28 protein-coding genes are annotated in these 24,639 nt (G+C 71.5%); 14 read left to right on the top strand and 14 right to left on the bottom strand.

Annotated elements, in window-relative coordinates; genetic code table 11:
• Nucleotides 1-28: 28 nt before the first annotated feature.
• A complete protein-coding gene (locus ABFY20_RS11045) occupies nucleotides 29-484 on the bottom strand; it encodes a hypothetical protein (RefSeq protein ID WP_368496305.1) in 456 nt (151 codons plus the stop codon).
• 73 nt (nucleotides 485-557) lie between these two features.
• On the opposite strand from ABFY20_RS11045, the gene ABFY20_RS11040 reads away from it, so the two are divergent.
• A complete protein-coding gene (locus ABFY20_RS11040) occupies nucleotides 558-1,940 on the top strand; it encodes an aspartate aminotransferase family protein (protein ID WP_368496304.1) in 1,383 nt (460 codons plus the stop codon).
• A gap of 13 nt (nucleotides 1,941-1,953) precedes the next feature.
• On the opposite strand, the gene ABFY20_RS11035 is transcribed toward ABFY20_RS11040, so the two are convergent.
• Nucleotides 1,954-2,589 (bottom strand): TetR/AcrR family transcriptional regulator, encoded by a 636-nt coding sequence (locus ABFY20_RS11035; RefSeq protein WP_368496303.1) that lies wholly within the window; start codon nucleotides 2,587-2,589, stop codon nucleotides 1,954-1,956.
• A 9-nt stretch (nucleotides 2,590-2,598) separates the two neighbouring features.
• A complete protein-coding gene (locus ABFY20_RS11030; protein ID WP_368496302.1) occupies nucleotides 2,599-3,018 on the bottom strand; it encodes a BphX family protein in 420 nt (139 codons plus the stop codon).
• A 63-nt stretch (nucleotides 3,019-3,081) separates the two neighbouring features.
• Here ABFY20_RS11030 and ABFY20_RS11025 point away from each other — a divergent pair, with 63 nt between their 5' ends.
• The 4 genes from ABFY20_RS11025 (at nucleotide 3,082) to ABFY20_RS11010 (ending at nucleotide 7,619) form a co-directional block, all read left to right on the top strand.
• On the top strand, nucleotides 3,082-4,392 hold the full coding sequence (locus tag ABFY20_RS11025; protein WP_368496301.1) for a nucleotide disphospho-sugar-binding domain-containing protein: 1,311 nt from the start codon (nucleotides 3,082-3,084) through the stop codon (nucleotides 4,390-4,392).
• A 25-nt stretch (nucleotides 4,393-4,417) separates the two neighbouring features.
• Nucleotides 4,418-5,407 (top strand): DUF2510 domain-containing protein, encoded by a 990-nt coding sequence (locus ABFY20_RS11020; protein ID WP_368496300.1) that lies wholly within the window; start codon nucleotides 4,418-4,420, stop codon nucleotides 5,405-5,407.
• A 101-nt stretch (nucleotides 5,408-5,508) separates the two neighbouring features.
• Complete coding sequence (locus tag ABFY20_RS11015) at nucleotides 5,509-6,696, top strand: FAD-dependent oxidoreductase (protein WP_368496298.1); 1,188 nt, start codon at nucleotides 5,509-5,511, stop codon at nucleotides 6,694-6,696.
• On the top strand, nucleotides 6,693-7,619 hold the full coding sequence (locus ABFY20_RS11010; protein ID WP_368496297.1) for a dioxygenase: 927 nt from the start codon (nucleotides 6,693-6,695) through the stop codon (nucleotides 7,617-7,619). The genes ABFY20_RS11015 and ABFY20_RS11010 overlap by 4 nt, the downstream gene beginning before the upstream one ends.
• Before the next feature lie 23 nt (nucleotides 7,620-7,642).
• Here ABFY20_RS11010 and ABFY20_RS11005 read toward each other — a convergent pair whose 3' ends face one another.
• Nucleotides 7,643-8,560, bottom strand: coding sequence for a DUF808 domain-containing protein (locus ABFY20_RS11005; RefSeq protein ID WP_368496296.1), 918 nt, complete (start codon nucleotides 8,558-8,560; stop codon nucleotides 7,643-7,645).
• Nucleotides 8,561-8,617: 57 nt separating this feature from the next.
• Entirely contained in the window at nucleotides 8,618-9,004 is a 387-nt protein-coding gene (locus tag ABFY20_RS11000) for a bleomycin resistance protein (RefSeq protein ID WP_368499769.1), read from the bottom strand.
• Between the two features lie 78 nt (nucleotides 9,005-9,082).
• Here ABFY20_RS11000 and ABFY20_RS10995 point away from each other — a divergent pair, with 78 nt between their 5' ends.
• Nucleotides 9,083-9,283 carry a hypothetical protein gene (locus ABFY20_RS10995; protein ID WP_368496295.1) on the top strand — a complete coding sequence of 67 codons (201 nt, stop codon included), beginning with the start codon at nucleotides 9,083-9,085 and terminating at the stop codon, nucleotides 9,281-9,283.
• Here the strand turns inward: ABFY20_RS10995 and ABFY20_RS10990 are convergent.
• Nucleotides 9,254-9,709, bottom strand: coding sequence for a hypothetical protein (locus tag ABFY20_RS10990; protein ID WP_368496294.1), 456 nt, complete (start codon nucleotides 9,707-9,709; stop codon nucleotides 9,254-9,256). The genes ABFY20_RS10995 and ABFY20_RS10990 overlap by 30 nt on opposite strands.
• Before the next feature lie 46 nt (nucleotides 9,710-9,755).
• On the bottom strand, nucleotides 9,756-9,992 hold the full coding sequence (locus ABFY20_RS10985; RefSeq protein ID WP_368496293.1) for a hypothetical protein: 237 nt from the start codon (nucleotides 9,990-9,992) through the stop codon (nucleotides 9,756-9,758).
• A gap of 115 nt (nucleotides 9,993-10,107) precedes the next feature.
• Here ABFY20_RS10985 and ABFY20_RS10980 point away from each other — a divergent pair, with 115 nt between their 5' ends.
• Nucleotides 10,108-10,524 (top strand): hypothetical protein, encoded by a 417-nt coding sequence (locus ABFY20_RS10980; protein WP_368496292.1) that lies wholly within the window; start codon nucleotides 10,108-10,110, stop codon nucleotides 10,522-10,524.
• Here ABFY20_RS10980 and ABFY20_RS10975 read toward each other — a convergent pair.
• Nucleotides 10,506-12,983 carry an HAD-IC family P-type ATPase gene (locus ABFY20_RS10975; RefSeq protein ID WP_368496291.1) on the bottom strand — a complete coding sequence of 826 codons (2,478 nt, stop codon included), beginning with the start codon at nucleotides 12,981-12,983 and terminating at the stop codon, nucleotides 10,506-10,508. The genes ABFY20_RS10980 and ABFY20_RS10975 overlap by 19 nt on opposite strands.
• Nucleotides 12,984-13,105: 122 nt before the next feature.
• On the opposite strand from ABFY20_RS10975, the gene ABFY20_RS10970 reads away from it, so the two are divergent.
• Nucleotides 13,106-14,143, top strand: coding sequence for an LLM class flavin-dependent oxidoreductase (locus ABFY20_RS10970; protein WP_368496290.1), 1,038 nt, complete (start codon nucleotides 13,106-13,108; stop codon nucleotides 14,141-14,143).
• Between the two features lie 25 nt (nucleotides 14,144-14,168).
• On the opposite strand, the gene ABFY20_RS10965 is transcribed toward ABFY20_RS10970, so the two are convergent.
• The gene (locus ABFY20_RS10965; protein WP_368496289.1) at nucleotides 14,169-14,738 is read right to left on the bottom strand and encodes a GrpB family protein; all 570 of its coding nucleotides are present in this window, start codon (nucleotides 14,736-14,738) and stop codon (nucleotides 14,169-14,171) included.
• A 132-nt stretch (nucleotides 14,739-14,870) separates the two neighbouring features.
• Nucleotides 14,871-15,239: a metalloregulator ArsR/SmtB family transcription factor gene (locus ABFY20_RS10960; protein ID WP_368496288.1), complete on the bottom strand. Its 369-nt coding sequence runs from the start codon at nucleotides 15,237-15,239 to the stop codon at nucleotides 14,871-14,873.
• A 68-nt stretch (nucleotides 15,240-15,307) separates the two neighbouring features.
• On the opposite strand from ABFY20_RS10960, the gene ABFY20_RS10955 reads away from it, so the two are divergent.
• Nucleotides 15,308-16,252 carry an NAD(P)H-binding protein gene (locus ABFY20_RS10955; protein WP_368496287.1) on the top strand — a complete coding sequence of 315 codons (945 nt, stop codon included), beginning with the start codon at nucleotides 15,308-15,310 and terminating at the stop codon, nucleotides 16,250-16,252.
• 284 nt (nucleotides 16,253-16,536) lie between these two features.
• Here ABFY20_RS10955 and ABFY20_RS10950 read toward each other — a convergent pair whose 3' ends face one another.
• Nucleotides 16,537-17,136 carry a small multidrug efflux protein gene (locus tag ABFY20_RS10950; RefSeq protein WP_368496286.1) on the bottom strand — a complete coding sequence of 200 codons (600 nt, stop codon included), beginning with the start codon at nucleotides 17,134-17,136 and terminating at the stop codon, nucleotides 16,537-16,539.
• A 170-nt stretch (nucleotides 17,137-17,306) separates the two neighbouring features.
• Here ABFY20_RS10950 and ABFY20_RS10945 point away from each other — a divergent pair, with 170 nt between their 5' ends.
• Entirely contained in the window at nucleotides 17,307-18,491 is a 1,185-nt protein-coding gene (locus tag ABFY20_RS10945; protein WP_368499768.1) for a sensor histidine kinase, read from the top strand.
• The gene (locus ABFY20_RS10940) at nucleotides 18,488-19,117 is read left to right on the top strand and encodes a response regulator (protein ID WP_368496285.1); all 630 of its coding nucleotides are present in this window, start codon (nucleotides 18,488-18,490) and stop codon (nucleotides 19,115-19,117) included. The genes ABFY20_RS10945 and ABFY20_RS10940 overlap by 4 nt, the downstream gene beginning before the upstream one ends.
• 103 nt (nucleotides 19,118-19,220) lie before the next feature.
• Here ABFY20_RS10940 and ABFY20_RS10935 read toward each other — a convergent pair whose 3' ends face one another.
• The 3 genes from ABFY20_RS10935 to ABFY20_RS10925 form a co-directional block, all read right to left on the bottom strand.
• Nucleotides 19,221-19,652 (bottom strand): Hsp20/alpha crystallin family protein, encoded by a 432-nt coding sequence (locus ABFY20_RS10935; protein ID WP_368496284.1) that lies wholly within the window; start codon nucleotides 19,650-19,652, stop codon nucleotides 19,221-19,223.
• A gap of 105 nt (nucleotides 19,653-19,757) precedes the next feature.
• Nucleotides 19,758-21,077, bottom strand: coding sequence for a GDSL-type esterase/lipase family protein (locus ABFY20_RS10930; RefSeq protein ID WP_368496283.1), 1,320 nt, complete (start codon nucleotides 21,075-21,077; stop codon nucleotides 19,758-19,760).
• A gap of 74 nt (nucleotides 21,078-21,151) precedes the next feature.
• The gene (locus ABFY20_RS10925; protein WP_368496282.1) at nucleotides 21,152-21,706 is read right to left on the bottom strand and encodes a putative immunity protein; all 555 of its coding nucleotides are present in this window, start codon (nucleotides 21,704-21,706) and stop codon (nucleotides 21,152-21,154) included.
• Nucleotides 21,707-21,783: 77 nt separating this feature from the next.
• On the opposite strand from ABFY20_RS10925, the gene ABFY20_RS10920 reads away from it, so the two are divergent.
• Genes ABFY20_RS10920 through ABFY20_RS10910 form a run of 3 tightly spaced genes read left to right on the top strand, consistent with a single transcriptional unit; the run spans nucleotide 21,784 to nucleotide 24,613 of the window.
• Nucleotides 21,784-22,155, top strand: coding sequence for a cupin domain-containing protein (locus ABFY20_RS10920; protein WP_368496281.1), 372 nt, complete (start codon nucleotides 21,784-21,786; stop codon nucleotides 22,153-22,155).
• 59 nt (nucleotides 22,156-22,214) lie between these two features.
• Nucleotides 22,215-23,960: an ATP-binding protein gene (locus tag ABFY20_RS10915; protein ID WP_368496280.1), complete on the top strand. Its 1,746-nt coding sequence runs from the start codon at nucleotides 22,215-22,217 to the stop codon at nucleotides 23,958-23,960.
• Nucleotides 23,948-24,613 (top strand): response regulator, encoded by a 666-nt coding sequence (locus tag ABFY20_RS10910; protein ID WP_368496279.1) that lies wholly within the window; start codon nucleotides 23,948-23,950, stop codon nucleotides 24,611-24,613. The genes ABFY20_RS10915 and ABFY20_RS10910 overlap by 13 nt, the downstream gene beginning before the upstream one ends.
• The last annotated feature ends 26 nt before the right edge of the window (nucleotides 24,614-24,639 follow it).

The following is a 24,639-nucleotide window of genomic DNA, read 5'->3' as shown; positions in this document are numbered from 1 at the left end:
ACTTACCGCCCCGGGGTGCCGCCCGCGGCTACTTCATGGGCTTGAACTTCGACAGCGCGGGCTGCTCCTCGACGACCGGAGGGGGCGTGCGGAGGAGTCGCACGGAGGAGTTGAGGTAGGCGGCGGCGAGGAGCACGCCGCTGAGGGCCGAGACGACCGTTGCCGCGAGGGTGACCGTCGGATCGATGACCGCCGTGACGAAGGTGTAGACCACAGTCATGAGGAAGTAGGCGGTCAGCACGAACCCCGCCGTCGGCCGCGCCGTCGTACGCCACCACGCTCTCGGCGGGGCGATCGCCTCGCCCCGTCCGCGAAAGACCCGAGCGCCCACGAAGAACGCCGCCACCGAGATGAGATCGCCGAGGACTGCCTGCGGCCATTCGGCCAAGTGCAACGACTGCCGGAAGAATCCGAAGGCGATGATGACGATGATCGCCCCGATGACGTACAGCACCTTGTAGCCGGATCGGCGGATGCGCAGCATGTCGCGAGCCTAGGGGATCCAGGGAACGCCCGGGTGGTGGGTCGAGTTGTTATCGTGTGCAGCGGAGGAAGCCATGACAACCGCACAGCCCGCCCGCATGCACGACGTGACCGACGAGAACCGGGAGATCGTCGACAGGGTGCTCGACTATTCGCGGCAGCGGCTGCTCATGGCCGACACCCCGCTCGACAAGCCGCAGTCGCCGTCGGAGCTCAGCCGGCTGGCGGGGGTCACCATCAGCGAGCAGGGCATCGGCGGCGCGAAGGCGCTGTCGATCTTCGAGCACATCCTCGCTCCCGCCTGCATCACCACCGACGACCCGCGCTACCTCTCGTTCATCCCGTGCGCGCCGTCGAAGGCGGCCGCCGCGTTCGATGTCGTCGTGTCGGCGAGCGCGCTCTACGGCGGCTCCTGGCTCGAAGGCGCGGGAGCCGTGCACGCCGAGAACGAGGTGCTGCGCTGGCTCGCCGCCGAGTTCGGGCTGCCCGCCGGAGCGGGCGGGGTGTTCGTGCAGGGCGGCACCCTCGGCAATCTCTCCGCCCTCGTCGCCGCCCGCGAGACCGCGCGGGAGAAGGCGCGCGAGGCCGGCGCCCCCGCTCCCGACCGGTGGCGCGTCGTCTGCAGCGCCGAGGCGCACTCGTCGATCGCTTCGGCGGCCCGTGTCATGGACGTCGAGATCGTTCCCGTGCCCGTCGACGACGACGGCACCCTGCGCGGGCCCGCCGTTGAGGCAGCGCTGGCCGAGCACGGCAGCAGCGTGTTCGCGGTGGTCGCCACCGGCGGCACCACGAATTTCGGCATCGTCGACGACCTCGACCGCATCGGCCAGGCTGCCGCCCGCCACGGGGTCTGGTTCCACGTCGACGGCGCCTACGGGCTGTCGGCGATGCTGTCACCGGATGCGCGCATCCGGTTCGCGGGCGTCGAACGCGCCGACTCGCTGGTGGTCGACCCGCACAAGTGGCTGTTCGCGCCCTTCGACGCGTGCGCGCTGCTCTACCGCGACCCCGAGCTCGGGCGCCGCGCGCACACCCAGCACGCCGACTACCTCGACACCCTCACCGAGACGAGCGACTGGAGCCCCTCCGATTTCGCCGCCCATCTCACCCGCCGGCCGCGCGGCCTGCCGCTGTGGTTCTCGCTGGCGAGCTACGGCGCCGCCGCCTACCGTGACGCGATCACGGGATCGCTCCGCCTGGCGCAGCAGATCGCCGCGATCATCGAGGAGCGACCCGAGTTCGAGCTCGTGCGGCGACCGCAGCTCTCGGTGGTGGTGTTCGAGCGCGTCGGCTGGGACAAGGTCGACTACGGCAGGTGGTCGTCGAGACTCCTCGACGAGCAGGTCGCCTTCGTGACTCCGAGCGCCCACCACGGCCGACCCAACGCCCGTTTCGCCATCCTCAACCCGCGCACGTCACTCGACGACCTGACCCTCATCCTCGACTCGATGAGTTAGGAGCGGGTGGCCGTCAGGCGGGTGCGCGCATCACGAGGCGGGTGATGGCGTCGAGGAGCCAGGCGCGGTAGCGGTCGTCGCTCCAGCCGCGCTCGCGGGCGAAGAAGCGGTACGTGGCGGGGGAGACGAGATGGGTGAGCACCTCGGCGCGCTCGTCGGGGTCGACGTCGCCGTGCAGGAGGCCGTGGGCCTGCATCCAGGTGATGGCCATGCGGAGGTCGCGGTGTCGTCTCTGGTTCAGGTCGTCGACCGCGGCGGCGACCCCCGCATCCGTCTCGGCTGCGACGTAGAGGGCTCGGTCGACGCCGGCCGTGCGGGCGTTCGCCTCGGCGAGGAAGGCCGTGTACGCGGGCAGCGCTTCAGCGGGCGGCAGAGCCATGATCTCGGCGACGGCCGGGCGTTCGTAGAGCGGATGCGTCCCCTCGTCGCCCGCCAGGGCCATTTCGAACGCCGCCATGAGCAGGGCGCTCTTCGGGCCCGCCAGGTGCACGCTCTGCACCGACACGCCGGCCTCCTTCGCGATGGCCGGCATGGTCGTGCCCTGGTAGCCGTCGCGGGAGAACAGCGTGCTCGCGGCCTGCACGATGCGGCGCCGGGTCTGCGCCGACGCTTCCTCGCGAATGGGCGAACTGTAGCTGCGGGGGGCCATGCCGTGATCCTAGGGGGTGGCTGCCCTCGTGCGCCCGGCGGCACGCAGGGCGAGCAGACCTGTGACCACGATGGCGAGGTGCAGGGCGATGAACACGAGCATGCCGACCACCGGGTACCCGGCGGCGATCATGTAGATGTCGTCGAGGATGCCGCGCACCACCGAGAGGGTGATCGCGAGCCAGGCGAGGACGGTGCTCCGCCCGGGCCGGAACGACGCGGCGATGAGGAACGCGCCGAGGATGAGCAGGTCGAGCCCGAACAGCATCGTGAAGTCGAGGAAGCCCCGGTAGGCGGTGCCGCCGATCGGGGCGTCCCAGCCGGGGACGGTGAGGTCGAGGCGGGCGGCGTTGAGGAAGGGCATCCAGAGAAGGCCGAGCACGATGTTGACGAGGCCGACGACGCGGAACCACCAGGTGAGGAATGTCATGCCGGCACTCTGCCATTGGATAGAGCGTTACGTCAATCAATACATGTGTGCTAAAACCTAGTTATGTCGACTTATCTCGTCTGCAGTTCGCCGATCCATGGCCACGTCGTACCGATGCTCACCGCCGCCGCTCACCTCGTGGGTCGGGGCCACCGCGTCGTCGTGCTGACCGGTGCGCGTTTCGCCGGACGCGTGCGGGGGATCGGTGCAGAGTTCCGGCCGCTCGAAGGCATCGCCGACTTCGACGACCGTGACGTGCCGAGCTATCTGCCCGACCGCGAGCGCTACCGCGGACTCGCACAGGCGCAGTACGACATCCAGCGCATCTTCGTGAGCACCATCCCCGACCAGTACCGTGCCGTGAGCCGCGTGCTCGCCGAGGTGCGCCCCGACGCGGTTCTGGTCGACGGCGCCTTCGCGGGGGTCGCCCCGCTGCTGCTCGGCGAGGGCCCGCGGCCACCCGTGGTCGCGCTCGGCGTGACGCCGCTCGCCCAGAGCAGCCGCGACGTCGCACCGGCGGGCACGGCGCTCCCGCCCTCCGCATCGCCGCTCGGGCGGGTGCGCAACCGGATGCTCGGCCTGCTGGCGAGGAAGGTGCTGTTCCGCAAGACCCAGCGGCTCGCCCAGTCGCTGTTCGCCGAGCTCGGTGTCGACCGGCTCGATCTGTTCGTCATGGACATCTCGAGCGCCTTCGACCGCTTCCTGCAGCTCAGCCCCGCCGAGTTCGAGTATCCGCGCAGCGACCTGGCACCCAACACCGCGTTCGTCGGAACGATGCCCTCGGGGGCAGGGGCCGGTGCGGCCGGTGCCGTCGCCGCGCGCCCCGACTGGTGGGGTGACCTCGACTCCGCCCGCGCGGTGGTGCACGTCACCCAGGGCACCATCGACAACCGCGATTTCGACCGGCTCGTCACACCGACCCTCGCGGCGCTCGCCGACCTCGATGTGATTGTGGTGGTGTCGCTCGGCGGGCGCCCGGAGTCGGCACTGACCGCGCTGCCGGGCAATGCACGTGCGGCGTCGTACCTGCCCTACGGGGAACTGCTGCCGCGCTGCTCGGTGATGGTGACCAACGGCGGTTACGGCGGTGTGCAGCAGGCGCTCGGCGAGGGGGTGCCGCTCGTGGTGGCGGGCGACACGGAGGACAAGCCCGAGGTCGCCGCGCGGGTCGCCTGGTCGGGGAGCGGTGTCGACCTGCGCACGGGCACTCCGACCCCGGAGGCGATCCGTGCCGCGGTGCTGAAGGTGCTGGGGGAGCCGGACTACGCCGTCCAGGCCCGCCGCCTCGCCGCGGCCGCGGCCCGCTACGACACCCTCGCCCTCATCGAGTCGGAACTCGAGCGCAGCGCCGCCTCCTGGCCTGCCTGGCACTGACGACCGGGAGTGCGGTGACCTGATCGTGCTCCTTGCGGACTCGCGGGGCGGTGCCACGATGGTGGTGACGGATGCGGGGAGGCCGATCGACGTGACTGCAGCACCGGGGTGGTACGACGCGGGGGAGCCGGGGCGCCTTCGCTGGTGGGACGGGGTGCAGTGGACCGCGCACGAGACGGCCGCGCCCGTCGCGCAGGCGGCGCCGGTCGCGCAGGCGGCGCCCGTCGCGCGGACGGCGCCCGCAGGGCCGACGGATGCCGTACCCGCACCGACCGACCCGGCACTGCCGCCGATGGGGTGGTACCCGGTCGCCGATGGGCCGGTGCGGTGGTGGGACGGCGCACGATGGTCGGGGATGAGGATCAAGGACGGCCGGCCCGGCATCGACTGGGCGACCTCGGAGCAGCCCGGCGCCGCATTCGCCTTCGCCCTGGTGTTCTTCGCTCTCGGTCTGGTGCAGCTGCTGCTCGGTCTGGTGGCGTCGTCGGTGTCGTTCGCGGGCATCCCGATGATGCTGCTCGCGGGGCTCTGGTTCGCGATCGCCCTGCAGTCCTTCGCCGTGCGGCGCATACCCGCTCCATCGGCGACCGCCTTCTCGGGCGACCCCGCGCTGCATCCGCTCCCGGGCGAGGTCGAGGGTACCCCAGGTGGCACGGTCGCCCCCGCGGGCTGGTATCCGATCGCCCCGGCCACGTCGCGCTGGTGGAGCGGACTGCGGTGGTCGCAGTACATCGGGACGCCCTTCGGTGTGCGCCCGACGTTCCACGGCGCGAAGTCGTACCGTCTCCTGCTCGTCACGGGCCGGATCGTGCTCGCGATCGGGGTGGTGGGCCTCATCGCGGGCATCGTCATGATCTCGCTCGGCGCGTCCGGCGCGGACGACTCCATCCTCGCGCCGGTCGGCGTGTTCACCGTCATCGGGGGAGTGCTGGTGGCTGGCGCCGGCATCCTCTTCTTGGCCATGTCGCCGCGTCAGAAGCGCATCCTGATGCCGCCGGAGAACCAGCCGGCGTGACATCGGATGCCGGCGGTGCCATGATGAAGGTAATTGTCTGACGGTCTGACTGCCCAACGAGAGCATCGCCCTTCGGACCACTCCGAACAGCGAGGTTCACCATGGCAGCACACTCCGCCCACGTCATCGTCGCCGGGGGTGGTCCGGTCGGCCTCCTCGCCGCCCTGGGGCTCGCCCGGCGCGGCATCCGGGTGACGGTCGTCGAGCGCGAGACCGAGCTCAACGACTCGCCGCGCGCCGCCGTCTACCACTGGTGCGTCATCGAGGTGCTCGAGGCGCTCGGTGTGCGCGAAGACGCCGAGGCGGAGGGCGTCGTCGTGCGCGGCAACACCTTCCACCGGCCCTCCACCGGCGAGTCGGTGCAGATCAGCCAGCGCGCCATCGAGGGCGTCGTGCCCTTCCCCTACAACCTCAACCTCGGGCAGGACAGACTCGGCCGCATCTGCCTCGAGCACCTCGAGCGACTTCCGAATGCGACGGTGCTGCGAGGCGTGGGGGTGACGGATGTGCGCCAAGACGCCGACACCGTCACCGCCGTGCTCGCCGACGGCAGCGAGCTCGCCGGCGACTGGCTGGTCGGAGCCGACGGCGGCCGGAGCACGGTGCGGAAGGCGCTCGGTCTCGACTTCCCCGGCATGACCTGGGGCGACCGCTTCGTGGCGACGAACATCCGCTTCGATTTCGAGGCGTACGGCTACGGCCGCGCGAACATGGTGATGGACGAGGAACTCGGCTGCATCGTCGCCCTGCTCGACCGCGAGGGCCTCTGGCGGGTGACCTTCGCCGAGAGCGACGACCTTCCCGAGGGCGGGTTGCCGGAGCGCATCGACGCGTTCCTGCAGCGGTTGCTTCCCGGAGACGAGAAGCGGTACGAGCTCGTGCAGTACTCGCCCTACCACATGCATCAGCGCGCGGCCGAGCGGTTCCGCGTGGGCAGGGTGCTGTTGGCGGGCGACGCCGCGCACCTCACCAACCCGACGGGGGCGATGGGCCTCACGACGGGCGTGTTCGACGTGGAACTGCTCGTCGACCGGCTCGCCGCGGTCATCGCGGGCGACGCCTCTCCCGACGCGCTCGACGACTACGCCGAGCGGCGCCGCGCCGCCTTCCTCGAGAACGCCTCACCCACCGCCATCCGCTTCAAGCACCTGGTCTACGACGGTGTGAAGGCCGACATCGACGAGGCCTTCGAGCAGTACCTCCGGGTCGAGGCCGACCCCGTCGCGTCGCGCGAGTTCTTCCTCGGCGTCGAGAGCCTGCGCGAGCCCGAGTTCAGGAGCGCGTCGTGAGCGGTGACGCGGGCGTCGGCGACGGCGGGTCCGTCTCGCGCGAGCAGCGCCGCCGTGAGGAGGAGCTCACCGCGACGGTGCTCGCGTCGTTCGATGAGGCTCCGGATGCGCGAACCCGCGAGATCCTGCAGGCCCTCGTGCGTCACGCCCACGCTTTCGTTCGCGAGGTGCGTCTCACCGAGGCGGAGTGGGATGCGGCGATCGCCTTCCTCACGGCCGTGGGGCACATCACCGACGAGCGTCGTCAGGAGTTCGTGCTGCTCTCCGACGTGCTGGGCGTGTCGATGATGACGGTCGCCGTGAACAACGAGGCCCGCGGTGACGCGACCGAGTCGACGGTGTTCGGCCCGTTCTTCACGGCGGATGCGCCCCGCATCGAGCACGGCGGTGACATTGCGGGTGGAGCTCCGGGCGAACCCTGCTGGGTCGAGGGAAGGGTGACCGACCTCGAGGGGCGGCCGGTGGCGGGTGCTCGTCTCGAGGTGTGGGAGGCGGATGAGGACGGCCTGTACGACGTGCAGTACGGCGACGAACGGGTGGCCGGCCGGGCGCACCTGTTCACCGACGACCTGGGGGAGTACCGCTTCTGGGGGCTCACGCCGACGCCCTACCCGATTCCCGACGACGGCCCGGTCGGTGCGCTGCTGCGGAGCGTGGGCAGATCGCCGTTGCGGGCATCCCACCTGCACTTCATGGTGACGGCGCCGGGGCTCCGCACTCTCATCACCCACATCTTCGTGCGGGGCGACGAGCTGCTTGCGAGCGACTCGGTGTTCGGGGTGAAGGAGTCGCTCGTGATGGACTTCGTGCAGCACGCGGCGGGGTCGACGACACCTGACGGGCGATCGGTCGAGGGAACGTGGAGCAGTACGCGTTTCGACATCGTGCTCGCGCCCGACGATGGGGGCGGCTCGCGTCGCTGAGCTTCGGCGAGCGTAGCCGACCCTCAGTGGGCGTCGGCGTGTGCCTCGTGCGCCGCTGTCGTGGCCGGCCCGCGCCGACGCACGAGCCGCGTGACACCGGTGACGATCAGCACGATGAGCAGCCCGAACGCCAGGCCGAACACGGCCGAGTACGCGGTGTCGGCGAGCCACACCACGACCGGGCCCGCCGCTTCGACGGCGTGGGTGACGACGTGGAGCAGATCGTAGGGGCCGGCCCAGAAGGTCTCGGCGAGGTTGGCGACGACGAGATGCCCGCCCACCCAGAGCATGGCGACCGTGCCGACGACGCTGATGACGCGGAACACCCCGGGCATCGACGCGACGACTCTCGCGCCGGTTCGGCGCACCTTCCGGGAGGGGCTCTTCATCAGGCGCAACCCGATGTCGTCGACCTTCACGAGCAGGGCGACGGCGCCGTAGACGAGCGCTGTCATGCCGAGGGCGATCACGGCGAGGGCGGCGAGGGTCATCCAGAAGCCGAGGCCCTCGTCGAGGCTGGAGAGGGCGATGAGCATGATCTCGGTGCTCAGGATGAGGTCGGTGCGGATTGCGCCGAACACGAGTTTGCGCTCGTCTCGCGCACCGTCGTCGTCGGAACCGTGGTGCACGCCGAACCACTCGGTGACCTTCTCGGCGCCTTCGAAGCAGAGGTAGGTTCCGCCGATGATGAGGAGGTAGGGGAGCACCCAGGGCGCGAACGCCGTGAGCAGCAGGGCGATCGGGATGATGATGACGAACTTGTTGAACAGGCTCCCGAGCGAGATGCGCCACACGACCGGCAGTTCGCGGGCAGGGGTGAGGCCCTGCACGTACTGAGGGGTCACCGCAGCATCGTCGATGACGACGCCGGCCGTCTTGGCGCTGGCCTTGAGTGCTGCGGTGAGGATGTCATCGACCACGGCGAGAAGGCCGACCGACATGGGTGTCTCCTTGGATGTCAGGTGTGCGGATGTCAGGGGTGGGGTGCGCGCATCAGACTATCCTGACGACTCGCCGTCGGTGAGGGGCTCCCCGATGAGCGTGAGCTGCGTGCCGTCGGGGTCGATGAGATACCCGGCCCGCAGGCCCCAGTCTTCGAGGCGCACCGGGTGGAGCCGGGGTGCACCCGTTCGGGCTTCGGGCACGCCCGTGGCGAGCACGGCGCGGTACAGGTCGTCGACGTCGGCGACCCTCAGGCAGCACAGGAAGGTGTTCGTCAGGGGATCGAGCGACGGAGCCGGGAAGAACTCGAGCTGCAGGGTTCCGCGCCGGAGGATCAGCCACCCTTCGTCGCGGAAGACGCACTCGAACCCGAATGCCCCGTAGAACTCGGCGGTCACCCCGAAATCGCGCGACGGCAGGTTGGGCACCGCCCGATCGGGCAGCCGGCCGTCGGGAAGGGCCACCTGGCCCGACGAACCCGGGCGACCGTCGGCGGGTGGAGGCGTGGTAGTCATGCCGCCATGCTGCCAGCCCGGTGCGCCGCCGCGCGAGAACTCGGCGCCGACGTCCAGCCCAGCGCCGCCCAGCCCAGCGTCGCCCAGCCCATCGCCGCCAACCCCACCGCCGCCCAGCCCGCCGCCGCCCAGCCCGTCGACCCGCAGCGCGCAGAGCCGCATCCCACCGCCGCACTCTCACGCCGTTCTCTTGACGTCGAGCGGTGAAGCCGTGCGGCGCCGCGAGACCGGTATGGGTGTCTGGGCGCGGTCGACCCAGGCAGAAGGAACGATGTGCGGTGCGCCGCCGCGCATCTCGAGGCGCCACGACGACCTGTGGAGGTGACCGTGGTGGAAGCCGAGTCGGGAACGCGCCTCGCGGCTCGAGGCCTGCGTGAGTGCCGCGAGCATCCTCACCGGGGTGCTGAAGTTCTCGGAATGGCTCAGCCCTTCGTCGCCGAGCTCAGGTCGGGAGCGCGCAGCTATCTCGCCGGCAACGCGGATCTGGGCCGCGCCGACCACACGGGCGAGGCGCTCGAGCGCGGTCACCTCCGCGAGGAGCGACGCGTCGTCGAGCGTCGCCGTCGGCACGGCCAGCACCGACTCGAGGTCGGCGGTGATCGCCGTGAGTCGTTGTGCCTCCTGAGGTGCCATGACCTCAGTCAAGCATCGACCACTGACATTGACTCACTTTCGGCGATCAGAGGCCGTTGCGACGCTCCTTCGAGCGGAGGCGTCGGGACTGGAGGGCGCTGAGTCCTCCGAGGAGGAGGCCACCGAGGGCGATCGGCACGGCGATCTGCCACCAGGTGTTGCCCGTGAGCAGATTGGCGAAGAGCACGATGAGGGCTGCGGCGTTGAGGCCGAAGGCGAGGAGGGAATAGTGCACCGAGGTCCAGCGACCCTTCTCGGAGGGGGCGGAGGGAGTGGGCGGCACGGCAACGACGTTACCGCAGGCACGACCCCGGCCCGCGCTCGGCCGCCCGGGCCGCCCCGGCCCACCCCGGGCCCGCCCCTGTCGCCGCCCGCCCGCCATGTGGTTCGATGGCCTCATGACCCAGACGCCGAGCCTCCGCCGCACGCGCCCCGGCCTCGTCACCCTCGCGGTGGTGCTCATGTACATCGGCGGCATCGCGCAGATCGCGCTCGGCATCCTCGCGATCTTCCTGCGCTACGCACCCGAGGCGTCGGAGGGTGACACCGCTCTGGTCGTCACGCTGCTCGGGGTCGCCATGATCCTGTTCGGGCTCTTCGTCGTGTCGCTCGCCTCCGGCGTCGCCCGGGCGAGCCGCATGTCTCGACTCGTGGCGAGCATCCTGCTCGTGCTGGCGGTGCTGGTCGCGGTGCTCGACCTCGTGGTGGCGGGCGACGGCGACTGGTCGGGCCTCGCCGTGCAGCTCGTGGTCTCGGCCGCTGTCGTCGTGCCCCTCTGGGTCGGGCCCGGTCGCCGCTACTTCGCCGCTGCCTGACGCCCCCGCCGAGCCACGGCACCCCGCCCCGCCACTGCCGCCCGTCCCGCGACCGCCCGCTCCGCATCCCGTGCCGCGATGCGCCGGTGCGCGAAGCGCACCACCTCGATCAGCGCGATCGACACCAGCGCCGTGCCGAGCACGAGCAGCGCGGTCGTCAGCGTCGGGTCGACCAGCTGCAGGAAGTCGCGCACGATCGGCACCGTGTACACCAGCACCAGGCCCACCATCATCGCCCCGATCACGAGCCCCTTGAACCGGGTGACCGGCCGCGACAGCACCACGAGGATCCACAGCCCGATGATGGTGAGGATGAGCGTCGACCCCGTCCTGATCTCCGCCTCCGGAATCTGCGCGTTCGCCGCCAGCCGTGCGTAGGCCCCGATGCCGAGCGTGACCGCGAGTCCCGCGGGCACCGCGAAGCTCAGCGACCTCCGCAGGAACCCGGGCACGTAGCGCTGCGCGTTCGGCAGCAGCGCGAGGAAGAACGCCGGGATGCCGATGGTGAGCCCGTCGGTCACCGACAGCTGACGCGGCAGGAACGGGAACGGCAGCAGCAGGATGCCGAAGGTGATCGCGAGGAACGTCGCGTACGAGGTCTTCGTGAGGAAGAGCATCGACACCCGCTCGATGTTCGCGATGACCTGCCGCCCCTCGGCCACGACGTTCGGCAGGTGCGAGAACCGCCCGTCGAGCAGCACCAACCGCGCCACCGCCTTCGTCGCCGCGGCACCCGAGTTCATCGCCACCCCGATATCGGCCTCCTTGATGGCGAGCGCGTCGTTCACCCCGTCACCGGTCATCGCGACGGTGTGCCCGGCGGCCTTGAGTGCGACGACGATGCGCTTCTTCTGGTCGGGCGTCACCCGCCCGAACACCACGTGCTCGTCGAGCACCGCGAGCAGCTCGGCGTCGTCGGCAGGGAGCTCGCGTGCGTCGAAGCCGCGCGGCGCATCGAGCCCCACCTCGCGGGCGATCGCCGCCACCGTCTGCGGGTTGTCGCCCGAGATGATGCGCACCCCCACACCCTGTGCGGCGAAGTACTCCAGCGTCGACGCGGCGTCGGGCCGGATGTTCTCCTTGAACGTCAGCAGCACCACCGGCACCGCGTCGGCCGGCACGGTCTCGTCGTCGGTGGGCGTGCCGTGGGCGAGCACGAGCGTGCGCCGGCCGGTGGCGGCCAGCACGGTCGCCTGCTCGGCGAGTGCGGCGTGCGCCGAACCCGGGAACACCATCTCCGGCCCGCCGAGCACCCACATGCCGTCGTCGAAGGTCACTGCGCTCCACTTGCGGGCCGACGAGAACGCCACCCGGTCGAGCGGCTCGGCCGTCGGCACCATCGGGAACGGGCCTGCGAGGCTGCGTGCCGTCGCGTTCGCGTCGCTCTGCACGCCGTACCAGGCGAGCACCGCCTCCCACCCCGGCACCTCGGCGAGCGGATGCGCGGCGTCGAACACGATGTCGCCCTGGGTCAGCGTTCCGGTCTTGTCGAGGCAGATGAGGTCGACGCGGGCGAGCCCCTCCACCGCAGGCAGCTCCTGCACGAGCACCTGCTGCCTGGCGAGCTTCACCGCACCCACCGCGAAGGTGATGCTCGTCATGAGCACGAGTCCGAGCGGCACCATGGCGACGACGGATGCGATGGTCGCCACCGCCGCGTCACGCCACGACCCGCTCTCCCAGGCTTGCACCCAGCCGCCCTGGGCGATCATCTGGGCGTTCAGCACGAGCAGGGCGACGGGGCCGACGATCCAGGCCACCCACTTCAGCACACGGTTGATCGAGGAGCGCAGCTCGCTGGCGACGAGGGAGAACCGCTTGGCCTCCGCGGCCAGGGAGTTCGCGAACGAGTCGGCGCCGACCCGGTCGACGACGGCCGTGCCCTCGCCTCCGACGACGACCGAGCCGGAGAGCACGCGGTCGCCCGGCGCCTTCTCGATCGGGTCGGATTCACCGGTGAGCATCGACTCGTCGAGCTGGAGGCCGTGTGCCCCGGCGACCAGCGCATCCGCCGGCACCTGGTCACCGGCGCGCAGCACCAGCAGGTCGTCGACCACCACCGTCTCGACGGCGATTTCGGCCTCCGCGCCGTCGCGCACGACCCTCGCGTGCGGCGCATTCAGCAGGGCGAGCTTGTCGAGGGCGCGCTTCGCGCGGTACTCCTGCACGCTGCCGATGATCGCGTTGGCGACCGCGGAGAAGCCGAAGAGGGCGTCCTGCCAGCGCCCGATGGCGAGCAGCACCAAGAAGCAGGCCAGGATGATGCCGTTGAACAGCGTGATGACGTTCGCGCGGACGATGCTCCAGACGCTGCGACTGGTGTCTTGCGAGAAGGCGTTGGTGCGCCCGTCGGCCACGCGCTCGGCGACCTGGGCCGAGGTGAGACCGGCCGCCGGGGTCGGCGCCGCCGCCGCTCTGTCCGCCGCCGCCCCGCCCGCCGCAGCCCCTGTGCTCCCCATGCGCGCCCCCCTCGATGTCGCCTCAGAGTAGCAACGGGATCGCCGCGCGCGCGCGACCGTCACGGCCAAAACTCCGTACGTCTGCATGGAATGGATGCGGCACCTCGGCTGTTGCAGCATCCGTGACCGAAACAACTCGCAAGAACATCGGCTTCCTCTCCTTCGGGCACTGGACGCCGTCGCCGCAGTCGCAGACGCGATCGGCCGCTGACACGCTGCTCCAGTCGATCGACCTCGCGGTCGCTGCGGAGGAGCTCGGGGCCGACGGCGCGTACTTCCGCGTGCACCACTTCGCCCGTCAGCTCGGCTCGCCGTTCCCGCTGCTCGCCGCGGTCGGCGCGCGCACGAAGACCATCGAGATCGGCACGGGCGTGATCGACATGCGCTACGAGAACCCGCTCTACATGGCCGAGGACGCCGGTGCCGCCGACCTCATCTCGGGCGGCAGGCTGCAGCTCGGCGTGAGCCGCGGGTCACCCGAGCAGGTGATCGACGGATGGCGGTACTTCGGCTACCAGCCGGCCGAGGGCCAGACCGACGCCGACCTCGCACGAGAGCACACGAAGGTGCTGCTCGAGGTGCTGAAGGGCAACGGGTTCGCGCAGCCGAACCCGCGCCCCATGTTCCCGAACCCGCCCGGGCTGCTGCGCATCGAGCCGCACTCGGAGGGGCTGCGCGACCGCATCTGGTGGGGCGCCGCGTCGAACGCGACGGCGCGCTGGGCCGCTGAGCTCGGCATGAACCTGCAGTCGTCGACGCTCAAGAGGGACGAGAGCGGCGAGCCGTTCCATGTGCAGCAGGCGCAGCAGATCCGCGAGTTCCGTCAGGCGTGGAAGGAGGCCGGGCACGAGCGCGAGCCGCGCGTCTCGGTGAGCCGCAGCATCTTCGCCATCACCAACGACAGGGACCGCGCCTACTTCGGCGGCGACGGCGACAGCCGCGACCAGATCGGCAACATCGAGGCCGACCTGCGTGCCATCTTCGGCCGCAGCTACGCCGCCGAGCCGGAGCGCCTGGTGAAGCAGCTGGCGGAGGACGAGGCGATCGCAGAGGCCGACACCCTGCTCCTCACCGTGCCGAACCAGCTGGGTGTGGCGTACAACGCGCACGTGATCGAGTCGATCCTCACGGAGGTGGCGCCGGCGCTCGGCTGGCGGTGAGCATGAACCCGAGGGCGGCCGGCGATCAGTCGCGGGCCGCCCTCGCGCGTTCCTTGATCGCCTCGATGACGTCGGTCTTGGCGTCGGAGTAGGCGTTCATGTCGTCCCAGCTGCGGGTGAACAGCATCCGCTTCGTCTCCTCGTAGAGGGCGCGGTCGGTGGGCTCGGAGCGGAGCCTGTCGCGCAGCAGCAGGTAGTCGGCGACGGCCGGATGCTCGCGCGGATAGACATGCACGTGCACGTCGCGGGCGGGGGTGCGCACGAGACGGTGTCCCGGCTCGCGCACCCGCAGCACGTAACCCGCGGCAAGGAGCGCGGGGAGGTACGCCTCCTCGTCGGTGATGTCGTCGACCCCCACGACGATGTCGACGATGGGCTTCGCCGCGAGCCCCGGCACCGCCGTCGACCCGATGTGCTGGACCAGCACGGAGGCGCCGGCGTCTCCGAGGGCCTCCAGGATGCGGTCACGATGCTCGACGAAGGTGGCCGCCCAGGCCGGGTCGTGGGCTTCGAGCCCGACCTCGAGCCGCTCTGGCCCTCCGATCAGCTCGACCTCGGTCACGTCGTCCCGTCGCTGGTGCTCGTTCCGTGCCATGCCTCCATCCTCACACCCGTCGCCGCTCGGCCGCCTCTCACCCTCCTGTTCCCGCTCGCGCTCGTGAGGAAGGGGTGCGAGCGGTATGAGAATCGCACAGCCGAGCCTGAGGAGGGCTCGAGGGCCCGAATCTCATACCGCGCGAACGGCGTCGGCGTCGGCGTCCGCGTCCGCGACGGCGGCGGGTGCCTTGCGTTCGCGCGTCTTGCGCACCTCGCGCAGCACGATCTGCTCGGGGCAGACCGTGGAGAGGAAGTCGCCGACCGAGAGCGCCAGGCGCTCGCCGACGAGGGAGTACAGGATGCGGTTGCCGTCGCGTCGCTCGGTCACGAGGCCGGCCTGCCGCAGCACGCCGAGGTGCCGCGAGATGGTGGGCCCGGTCGCGTTGAAGCGCGCCGCGATCTCCCCGGCCGCCAGCTCGCCGTCTTTGAGGTCTTGCAGGATCTGCCGGCGGGTGGGGTGGGCGAGGGCCGCGAAGATGTCCGACGCCGTATCTGTCATGGTTGCACTTTAGCACCTTTGCTAAGTACTGTTTAGCTACAGTGCTAATAAGCGAAGGAGTGAGTGCCATGCGTATCGCCATCACCGGGGGCACCGGGTTCGTCGGGCGTCACCTCGCCGAGCGGCTCGACGCCGCCGAGACCGTCATCGTGTCGCGGCGCACCGGGGTCGGGATCGACGACGTCGACGCCCTCGGCATCGCGTTCCAGGGGTGCGACGCCGTGGCGCACTGCGCGGGCATCAACCGCGAGATCGGTGACCAGACCTTCCAGCGGGTGCACGTCGACGGCACTCGCGCGGTGATCGAGGCGGCCCGCCGCGCCGGTGTGAAGCGCATCGTGCTGCTGAGCTTCCTCCGCGCCCGCCCCGGCACGCGGTCGGGCTATCACGAGACGAAGTGGCGGGCCGAGGAACTCGTGCGCGACTCGGGCCTCGACCACACCATCCTCAAGTCGGGAATGATCTACGGCCGCGGAGACCACATGGTCGACCACGTCACCCGCGCCGTGCGCACCTTCCCGGTGTTCGCCCTGGTGGGCCGCCGCGACCGCCGGGTGCGGCCCGTGCCGGTCGCCGACGCGGTCGAGGTGCTCATCGCCGCGCTCGAGGGCCGCATCGGCGACCCCACGGTGGCGGTGATGGGGGCGGAGACCCTGGAGCTCGGCGCCGCCGTGCGGCGCATCGCGGGTGTGGCGGGCCGGCACCCGCTCTACCTCCGCGCGCCGGTGTGGTCGATCCGGATGCTCGCCGCCGTCAGCGAGGCCCTGATGATCACCCCACTGGTCGCCCGGGCCCAGGCGCTCATGCTCGCCGAGGGCGTCGACGAGGCGGCGCCGCCGGCCCCCGAGCTGCCGCCCGAGCTGCGGCCGGCGCGCCGCTTCGACGACGACCGCATCCGTGCTGCCCTTCCCGAGGGCCGCTTCACCCTGCGCGACCTCCGCGTCTGCCGCGCACGTGCGCGAGCCGCGGGCGGGCCACCACGCGCTGCAGGCCCCCACGCTCGAACGGTATGAGATTCGTGCCGCCGAGCACGTAGGGAGTTCGAGCGCACGATTCTCATACCGTTCGCACGGCGACCAGGGCCTCGGAACCCGATCGACGGGTCGATGCACTCGCTCGTCACGAGGCTCTCGGGCGTGAGCCCGGCTGCGGGCGGGGTGTACACCCGACCTCGTCGACAGCCACATCGCCTCGGTGGAGGGGCGGGCCCTCCAGGCGGCGGCGCCGCAGCCGGAGGCGCTCGGCGACATCCTGGCCCGTGCCAGCACGCGCTAGCGTCGCAGGAGCTCACCGGCACTCAGTTGACGGCGTGGACGACGCTGCCCACGACGACACCGAGCAGGGTGCTCCAGGCGAGGATGGCCACGGCCTGCCAGGCCAGCACACGGGCCTTGCTCACGCCGCTGGCGGCGAGCATGGTGGCGGTGAACTGCGTCGGCAGCAGCAGCGGGCCGAGGAGGCTCACGCCCGGCACGCCGTAGCGGTCGAGCGCCCGCTGCAGCTTCTGGCGGCGGGCCTTCTTGCGACTCGACTCGGCCGGCTCGTCGCCGTCGTCGAGAACGGCCACGCCGGCGTCCACGGGAGCCGCCGACGCGGGGGCCGTGCCCGCGAACACCTCCTCGCGCGCCCGCGCCCTCTCGGCGTGGCGGGAGTCGCGGCGGGCGATCACCGCCGAGCGCGCTCCCGATCCCGCGAGCACGAGCACCATGACACACAGGAAGTTGCCGATCGCTCCCGACAGCACGGCGACGACGGGGTGGAGGCCGCCGATGATGCCGATCGACGCGGCCCCCTCACCCTCGATGAAGGGAACCGCGCCGGCGAGCGCGACGATGAGGGGCCGCAGCAGTTCGGGCACCTGGGCGACGAGGTCTTGGAAGGTGGAGATCAGGTCCATGCGAGTGCTCCTGTCGTGGGGGCGATGGGGTGGATGCGGTGGTTCCGCTCGCCGGTCAGCCCAGCCCATCGCATCCGCTCGCCCGGCGTGAGTGTCGCGCTGTCACCGCTTTCCGGGTGCGATGCCGGTCGCACCCGTGACATCTGTCACGCCCGTAGGGTGGTGGCGTGATGAACCCGCAGAAGTCGCCGCGTGGGGTGACGGCGACGTGGTGGTACACGGCGTCGGCGATCGTGTTCTTCGAGCTCATGGTCGTGCTGCTCTGGTCGCTCACCCTGCTGCAGGGGCGGTTCGACCCCGCCGTGCAGCTTCTCGTGCTCGCTCTCGGACTCGTCTGGATCGCCTCGACCCTGCCCCTCCTCCGCGCCTACCGGCACCGCTCGGGCGAGACGACTCACCTGCCCTGGCGCAGCATCCTGGTTCCCGTGCTCGTCGCCGCGGCCTACGGCGGCCTCACTGTCGCGGTGACGGGGCTGTGGCAGATCCTGCTGCTGCCCGTCGCTCAGTCGCTGCAGCTGCTCGACTGGCCGAAGTCGGTGCGCCTGCGACTCGTGCTGGTGCTCACCGTGCTGCTCGGCTGTCTCTGGGTCGTCGACGCGAACACGGGGTTCACCCGGCCGCCGCTCGACGAGGTCGCCGACACCTTCGTGCTCGGGTTCTTCTCCGCGTCGCTCCCGCTCATCACGGTGCTGTCGCTGTGGTGGTGGGACGTGCTCATCGCCCTCGACCGCGCCCGCGTGTCGGAGGCGCGGCTCGCGGCGACCCAGGAGCGGCTGAGCGTGGCCACCGACGTCCACGACCTGCAGGGGCACCACCTGCAGGTGATCGCCCTGCAGCTCGAGCTCGCCGAGCGGCTGCTGGCGTCGGATCCGGATGCGGCGCTCGAGCAGCTGAGGGCGGCACGGGTGAGCGTCGACGAGGCACGACAAGGCACCCGAGACCTCGCCACCCGCTTCCGCTCGGTGCCGCTCGGCGACGAGCTCGCGAACGCCGGGGACCTGTTGCGAGCCGCGGGTCTCGCCGTGAAGACCACGGTCGCGCCCGGGACGGATGCGGCTCCCGCCGCGCTGTTCGGCCCCGTCATCCGCGAGACCACGACGAACGTCTTGCGGCATGGCGGAGGGCGCTCTGCGACGCTGTCGCTCGGCTTGGACGCGGGGCAGTGGCGCTATGAGATCAGCAACGACGTGTCGACGGGCATCGGTGCTCGTGACCCCGCGGTCTCCGAGGGGTCGGGGCTCGACGGGATCGCCCGGCGTGCGGCCGAGGCCGGGGGATCGATGCAGGTGCACAGCGACGGGCGCCGCTTCGCCGTGCTCGTCACGGCTCCGGCCGTGGGTGGGGCAGGCCGATGAGCGAGGACGCCGGGGCGGCACCGCTCATCCGGGTGCTGCTCGCCGACGACGAAGGGATGATCAGGTCGGCCCTCGCCGCGCTGCTGCGGCTCGAGCCCGACATCGACGTGATCGCCGAGTGCGCCGACGGCGTGCATGCCGTGACGGAGGCGGAGCGGCTGAGGCCCGACGTGTGCCTGCTCGATCTCGAGATGCCGGGGCTCGACGGCGTCGAGGTCGCCGAGCGGCTGAGGCGCACTGTGACGGCACGCTGCATGATCGTCACCCGGCACGCCAGGCCCGGTGTGCTGCGGCGCGCGCTCGCGGCCGGGGTCGCCGGATTCCTGCCCAAGTCGAGGGAGGCCGGGGAAGTGGCCGCGGTCATCCGCCGGGTGGCGGCCGGCGCGCGGTACGTCGACCCCGAGATCGCCGCCGACGCGTTGAGCGACGAGCGCTGCCCGCTCACCGACCGGGAGCTCGACGTGCTGCGGGCCGGTCGCCGCGGCGAGACCACGGCGCAGATCGCGAAGACGCTCTCGCTCGCCCCGGGGACGGTGCGCAATCACGTCTCGGCGGTACTCGCGAAGCTCGCGGTCGACACCCGGCAGCAGGCGGTGCTGCTCGCCCAGGAGCGCGGCTGGATCTAGGGTGGCCGGCCATCGCATCCGCCGGGCTCCGGCGACACGCGGAGGGCCCCACCCCCGAGCCGAAGCTCAGGTGCGGGGCCCTCGCGACGGGTGCCGTCGCCGGTCAGCTCGCGAGCGACTTCTGCGCGTCGTCCCTCGACTGGCTCACGACCTGCACCTTGCGCGGCTTGGCCTTCTCGCTCACCGGGATGATGACGCTGAGCACACCGTTGTCGTACGACGCCGAGATGCCCGCGGTGTCGACGCCCTCGCCGATGCTGAACTGACGGAGGTAGCTGCCGGCCGGTCGCTCCTGGGCGAGCCACTTGGCGCCCTCGGCCTGAGCCGCCGTGCGCTGGGCCCGGATGGTGAGCAGCTGGCCGTCGACGTCGACGTCGACCGAACCCGGGTCGACGCCCGGCAGGTCGGCGTTGAGCACGTACCTGTCCTGGTCGCGGTAGAGGTCGACGGGCATCACCCGCGGGCCCGGCCGGGACTGGAGCAGGTTCGAGGCGAGGCGGTCGAACTCGCTGAAAGGATCGAAAGACAGGGCCATGATGAATCAATCTCCTTCCGGTTCTCGGAGTTGAGTGCACACCACTCAACTACCTCGAAATTAGCACTCGGAAGAGGAGAGTGCCAAGACGCTTTCGGCGTTCTTTCAGCGCCCCGAACGACTCGTCCGGCGCCGCGCGACCGTGACGACCGCGAGGAGCAGACCACCCGCGGCGACGATGCCGACGGCGACGAGACCGAGTGGGGCGGCTTCCGACCCGGTCGCCGCGAGGCCCGGCCTGCCGGAGCCCGTTCCCGCACCCGAGCCGTCACCGGGCGCGGGAACGGGGGTGGCGGTGCCGGTGGGCTCGGGGGTCGGCGAGGGGGTCGCGGTGGGCTCGGGGTCGCCGTCGTCGGCGAAGGCGGCGGAGACGGCCTGCGAGACCTGCTCGGCGAGGAAGGCGACGCCCGCGGTGTTCGGGTGCAGCGCGCCGAGCGTGACGAAGAGCCCGGGATCGGGGGTGGGGGTGCCGCCCGTGGTGTTCAGGGTGATGCCGTTGATGAATGCCTCGCCCGCCGGAGCGCACGCGGTGTTGCCCTGGGTGAGCGGCAGCGTCGAGATGTAGGTGGCTCCGTGGGCCGCGGCGGCGGTGCCGATCGCAGCGTCGAGTCGCGCCTCTGTTCCGTGCAGGTAGAAGGTGTCGGTCTCGGTGAACGGGAAGGCGTTCTCGGGGAACGGCGGCTCGAACGGGTTGCTGCCCGTGCCGAGCGGCGAGGAGTAGCACCCGGCCTCGGGGAAGTTCGCCACGTCGGGCGTGATGGCGGGGTAGCCGATGACGAAGACCTTCGCGTTCGGCGCCTTCTGCGCGATGAGCGCGAAAGTCTCGTCGAGGGCCGGGGCGACCGTCGTGTCGAGCAGGTACTTCAGCCTGTCGATCTCGATGCCGTCGACGACCGGGGCGTAGAACTCCTTGCAGTTGGCAAGGTTCGCGCCGAGCACGTCGAGCACGAGCGGCCCGGTCGCGCTCTCGGCGATGCAGGTCTGCGCGACGGTCGAGAAGCCGAGGTCGTTGCCGCCGATCGTCACGGTGACGACGTCGGTGTCGGCGCTCAGCGAGTCGGACTGCACCGGCGCGGTACCGGCGCCCGTGATGGTGACCTGCTCCGTGTCACGGATGTTCGCTGTCACCGCCCCGCTGCAGGTGCGGTCGTCGAGCGAGAGCCCGAGCGACTCGGCGACGAGGTGCGGGTAGTTCTGGTCGGCCTGGAAGCAGCCGGAGGCGGGGAGCTCGCTGTAGGGCGTGAGCCCGAAGCCCGCCGAGTATGAGTCGCCGAGCGCCACGTAGCTCTTGCCTGCCGTGCCCGAGTCGGCGGCCGCCGCGTCGGGATCGACCGGGTCGGCGAACGCGGCACCCGCGCCCCCGGCGAGGAGGAGGGAGGCGGTGACCGCCCCGATGACGACTGCCCGTGCCCCGATGCGCTTCACCCTGACACTGTAGCGAGGGGGAGCAGGCGGCGGGCATCCACCTTCTGGGGAGTGTTCTCCGCGCGCGATCCGTGCTACGACGAGCCGGTCGAGGTGAGCCCGGCCTGCAGCGACGCGATGATCTCGCCGAGCCTCCCCGTCGAGAGCAGCCCCGGCCCCAGCGGGCCGGCCGAGTCGTCGCCCACCCGGGGCAGACTCGCGAGGGCCCGCCGTGCGCCATCGGTCGCCAGAGACACCTGCGTGTCGATCTCGCGAGCGGCGGCACCCTCCCTCTCGACCGCGCTCCCGGCACTCAGCTCGACGGCGCGCACCGCGTAGGCGGCGGCGCCCAGGGCGTGTGCGCCCATGTGGGCGACGCCCGAGGCCTGCGCAGCGGCCCGCGCCGCCGCCACCGCGGGAGGCGAGCTCACCGACTTCGCCGCGCGCCCGGCCTCGAACCTCCTGCGGATCTCGCCCGCCGCATCCCGCTCGCCCCGCGCGAAGCCGCGCGCCCTGGCGATCGCATCGCGCGCGCGATCGTCGTGCGGAGCCTCGGCTTCGAACAGCCCGAGCACGCGCTCGGCGCAGTCGGCGGCCCAGGCGGCGACCTCGCGGCGATCGGGCTCGCTGAGCGACTGCGGAGACGGCATGACCCCAGTCTTGCAGAGCCGTTGCGCGCCGGGGACGTACCCACGGGCGGCGGGGAAGCGCGTGCCAGAATCGCACCATGCAGCAGGAGCCCGTCACCCGCACCACCCTCGCCGACCACCGCCTGCCGCACGGCACCGCCTTCGACCACGTGGAGGTGCGACGCATCACCCTCGCACCCTCCGTGCAGCCGGGGGCGCACGTGCACAACGGGCCCGTCTTCGGGGTGATCGAGGCCGGATCGGCCCACGTCCACGTCGAGGGCGGCACCGAGCGGGTGCTGCGCGCCGGCGACACCTTCTACGAGCCGGGCGACGCCACCGTCCTCCGCTTCGACGCCACCGACGAGGGCGTCACCTTCCTCGGCTGGTTCCCTCTCCCCGACGCCGCCTCGCCCGAGATCGCGATGGGGCGGGCCCCCGCCGCTGACGACGCGATGCCGACGGTCTAGACCCAGGTCTCTTGAGGGGAAGGCGCAGCGCACCCTAGGCTCGCGCCGAGGGGGGCGGGATGGCGGAGACACCGGGAGGGCAGGCTCCGTCGACGCGCCTGCGCCCCGGGTCGCCCAGCCCGCTGCGGCCGGCCCTCCTGCTGCTCGGCGTGTTCGCGCTCGCCCTCGGCGGCGTGGAACTCTCGGTGGGGGCGACCGTGCCGATTCCGGCGTGGGTGCCGTTCGCCTTCACGGGCGTGTTCCTCGTCTGGGCGGCGGCCGGCATCGTCGCGTGGTGGCGCCGGCCCGCGAGCGGCACGGGCGGACTGCTGCTCGTGGGTTCCCTCTTCCTCTTCGTCAACGGTGCCGGCAATCTCGGGCTGCCCGTGCTGGTCGAGCTCGGCGCGGTGTTCGCCACCTCCATCCTCGCCGTCACCGTGCACCTGCTGCACGCCTTCCCGAGCGGTCGGCTGCAGGGTGCCCTCTCGGTGGCGACCGTCGCCGTGGGCTACGGGGTCGCCTTCGTGCTGCAGATCCCCCTCTACCTGCTCCCTCCCGAGGCGTCGACCCTGCGCTCGGCCACCGAGGCGGTGCAGACCACGATCGGCCTCGCCGTCATGGTGGCGACAGTCGTCGTGCTGGTGCGGCGACTGCGCTCGGCCGACCCGAGGAACCGCAGCGTGCTGCTGCCGCTCTACCTCTACGGCATCCTTGCCGTGCTGGCCATCCCGGTCTCGGCGAGCGTCATCGGCCTGATGGGCGGCGACCTCGTCGCTGTCGGCGCGGTGCAGCTGGTCGTGCTGGCGGGCATCCCGATCGCCTTCCTCGCGGGCGTGCTGTTCGGCGGCTACCCGCGCACCGTCGAAGCGGATGCGCTGAGCGCCTGGCTCGGCACCGCCACTCCCGAGAGAACGGCGGTCGGCCCGGCCCTCGCCCGCGCTCTCGGCGACGACTCGTTGCGGGTCGCCTACTGGTCGGAGGAGCGCGGGCTGTTCCTCGACGAGCGGGGCGCTCCCACCGACGCCGGTGACCAGCACGCCACCCGGCGGTGGGAGGAGGTGCGGGTCGAGTCGCGGCTGGTCGGCGCCATCGGCTACGACGGCAGCATGATCGCCGACCCCGAGGCGGTGCGGCGTGCTGCCCGGGTGTTCGCCATCGCGGTCGATCGCGAGCGGCTCACGGCGGCGCTGGTGGCGAGCAACGACGCCCTGCTGCGCTCTCGCCTCCGTCTCGTCGAGACCGCCGACCGCGAGCGGGGCCGCATCGCGCGTGACCTCCACGACGGCCTGCAGGTTCAGCTCGTGCTGCTCGCCCTCGAGGCGCAGCAGATCGCGAACTCCGACGACGCGCATCCGTCCACCGCCGTGGCGGCGACGGAGCTCCGCCGCCGCATCGACGACGCCGCGGCCCAGCTTCGCCGCCTGGTGCACGCCGTGCTGCCCTCGGCCCTGGTCGAGCGCGGGCTCACCGCCGCGACCGAAGACCTGGTCGACCGCCTCGACATCCCGGCGACATTCACGAGCGACGTCGACGACCGCGAGCTCGACCCCGCGACAGCGCACTCCGCCTATTTCATCGTCGCCGAGGCCCTCAGCAACGCCGTCAAGCACTCCGAGGCGTACAGCGTCGTCGTCGGTCTCCGCCGCGACGGGGGCACGCTGCAGGTGAGGGTGAGCGACGACGGGGTCGGAGGAGCACGCCTCGAGAACGGCACGGGTCTCAAGGGACTCGCCGACCGGGCCGACGCGCTCGGCGGGACGTTCGAGGTGATCTCCCCGGTGGGCGGAGGCACAGAGGTGAGGGTGGAGCTGCCATGCGCGTCGTGATCGGCGAAGACGAGGTGCTGCTCCGCGAGGGGCTCGTGCACCTGCTCGAACGGGAGGGCATCGACGTCGTCGCTGCGGTGGGCTCGGCCGCTGAGCTCGAGGCCGATGTCGACCGCCTGCTCCCGGATCTCGTGGTCACCGACATCCGGATGCCGCCGAGCCACACCGACGAGGGTCTGCTGGCGGCGTTGCGCATCCGTCAGACCCACCCCGGCATCGCCGTCGTCGTGCTCTCGCAGTACGTGCAGCGGCGGTATGCGACCGAGCTGCTCGAGCACCGCGAGGGCGGTGTGGGCTACCTGCTGAAGCAGCGCATCGCCGACGTGCGCACCTTCACCGACGACCTCCGCCGGGTTCAGGAGGGCGGCACCGCGCTCGACCCCGACGTCGTGGCCGTGCTGGTCTCACGAGCGAGCAGGGCCGGCGACGACGCGGTGGGGGCGCTCACGCCGCGCCAGCTCGAGGTGCTCGGGCTCATGGCGGAAGGGCGCAGCAACGCGCACATCGCCGCCCGCCTCGGCACCTCGGAGAAGGCGGTGGTGCAGCACACCTCGCGCATCTACGACGCCTTCGGCCTGCCGGTGGCCGCCGACGACCACCGGAGGGTGCTCGCGGTCATCCGCTACCTCGCCGCGGCGGGCGGCGCCGTCTGACCTGGCCTCTGAGCGCTGACCGGCGC

The organism is Herbiconiux sp. A18JL235, assembly GCF_040939305.1.
In the GTDB taxonomy this organism is placed as follows: Bacteria; Actinomycetota; Actinomycetes; order Actinomycetales; family Microbacteriaceae; genus Herbiconiux.
Note: the sequence above shows the minus strand (reverse complement) of the source record. Positions and strands in the feature narration are given on the sequence as shown.

Coding starts and splice junctions, on each gene's coding strand:
- ABFY20_RS11045 (WP_368496305.1), bottom strand. CDS start 484: ATGCTGCGCATCCGCCGATCCGGCTACAAGGTGCTGTACGTCATCGGG.
- ABFY20_RS11040 (WP_368496304.1), top strand. CDS start 558: ATGACAACCGCACAGCCCGCCCGCATGCACGACGTGACCGACGAGAAC.
- ABFY20_RS11035 (WP_368496303.1), bottom strand. CDS start 2,589: ATGGCCCCCCGCAGCTACAGTTCGCCCATTCGCGAGGAAGCGTCGGCG.
- ABFY20_RS11030 (WP_368496302.1), bottom strand. CDS start 3,018: ATGACATTCCTCACCTGGTGGTTCCGCGTCGTCGGCCTCGTCAACATC.
- ABFY20_RS11025 (WP_368496301.1), top strand. CDS start 3,082: ATGTCGACTTATCTCGTCTGCAGTTCGCCGATCCATGGCCACGTCGTA.
- ABFY20_RS11015 (WP_368496298.1), top strand. CDS start 5,509: ATGGCAGCACACTCCGCCCACGTCATCGTCGCCGGGGGTGGTCCGGTC.
- ABFY20_RS11005 (WP_368496296.1), bottom strand. CDS start 8,560: ATGTCGGTCGGCCTTCTCGCCGTGGTCGATGACATCCTCACCGCAGCA.
- ABFY20_RS10995 (WP_368496295.1), top strand. CDS start 9,083: ATGCTGCCAGCCCGGTGCGCCGCCGCGCGAGAACTCGGCGCCGACGTC.
- ABFY20_RS10990 (WP_368496294.1), bottom strand. CDS start 9,709: ATGGCACCTCAGGAGGCACAACGACTCACGGCGATCACCGCCGACCTC.
- ABFY20_RS10980 (WP_368496292.1), top strand. CDS start 10,108: ATGACCCAGACGCCGAGCCTCCGCCGCACGCGCCCCGGCCTCGTCACC.
- ABFY20_RS10975 (WP_368496291.1), bottom strand. CDS start 12,983: ATGGGGAGCACAGGGGCTGCGGCGGGCGGGGCGGCGGCGGACAGAGCG.
- ABFY20_RS10965 (WP_368496289.1), bottom strand. CDS start 14,738: ATGGCACGGAACGAGCACCAGCGACGGGACGACGTGACCGAGGTCGAG.
- ABFY20_RS10960 (WP_368496288.1), bottom strand. CDS start 15,239: ATGACAGATACGGCGTCGGACATCTTCGCGGCCCTCGCCCACCCCACC.
- ABFY20_RS10955 (WP_368496287.1), top strand. CDS start 15,308: ATGCGTATCGCCATCACCGGGGGCACCGGGTTCGTCGGGCGTCACCTC.
- ABFY20_RS10950 (WP_368496286.1), bottom strand. CDS start 17,136: ATGGACCTGATCTCCACCTTCCAAGACCTCGTCGCCCAGGTGCCCGAA.
- ABFY20_RS10945 (WP_368499768.1), top strand. CDS start 17,307: ATGAACCCGCAGAAGTCGCCGCGTGGGGTGACGGCGACGTGGTGGTAC.
- ABFY20_RS10940 (WP_368496285.1), top strand. CDS start 18,488: ATGAGCGAGGACGCCGGGGCGGCACCGCTCATCCGGGTGCTGCTCGCC.
- ABFY20_RS10935 (WP_368496284.1), bottom strand. CDS start 19,652: ATGGCCCTGTCTTTCGATCCTTTCAGCGAGTTCGACCGCCTCGCCTCG.
- ABFY20_RS10925 (WP_368496282.1), bottom strand. CDS start 21,706: ATGCCGTCTCCGCAGTCGCTCAGCGAGCCCGATCGCCGCGAGGTCGCC.
- ABFY20_RS10920 (WP_368496281.1), top strand. CDS start 21,784: ATGCAGCAGGAGCCCGTCACCCGCACCACCCTCGCCGACCACCGCCTG.
- ABFY20_RS10915 (WP_368496280.1), top strand. CDS start 22,215: ATGGCGGAGACACCGGGAGGGCAGGCTCCGTCGACGCGCCTGCGCCCC.
- ABFY20_RS10910 (WP_368496279.1), top strand. CDS start 23,948: ATGCGCGTCGTGATCGGCGAAGACGAGGTGCTGCTCCGCGAGGGGCTC.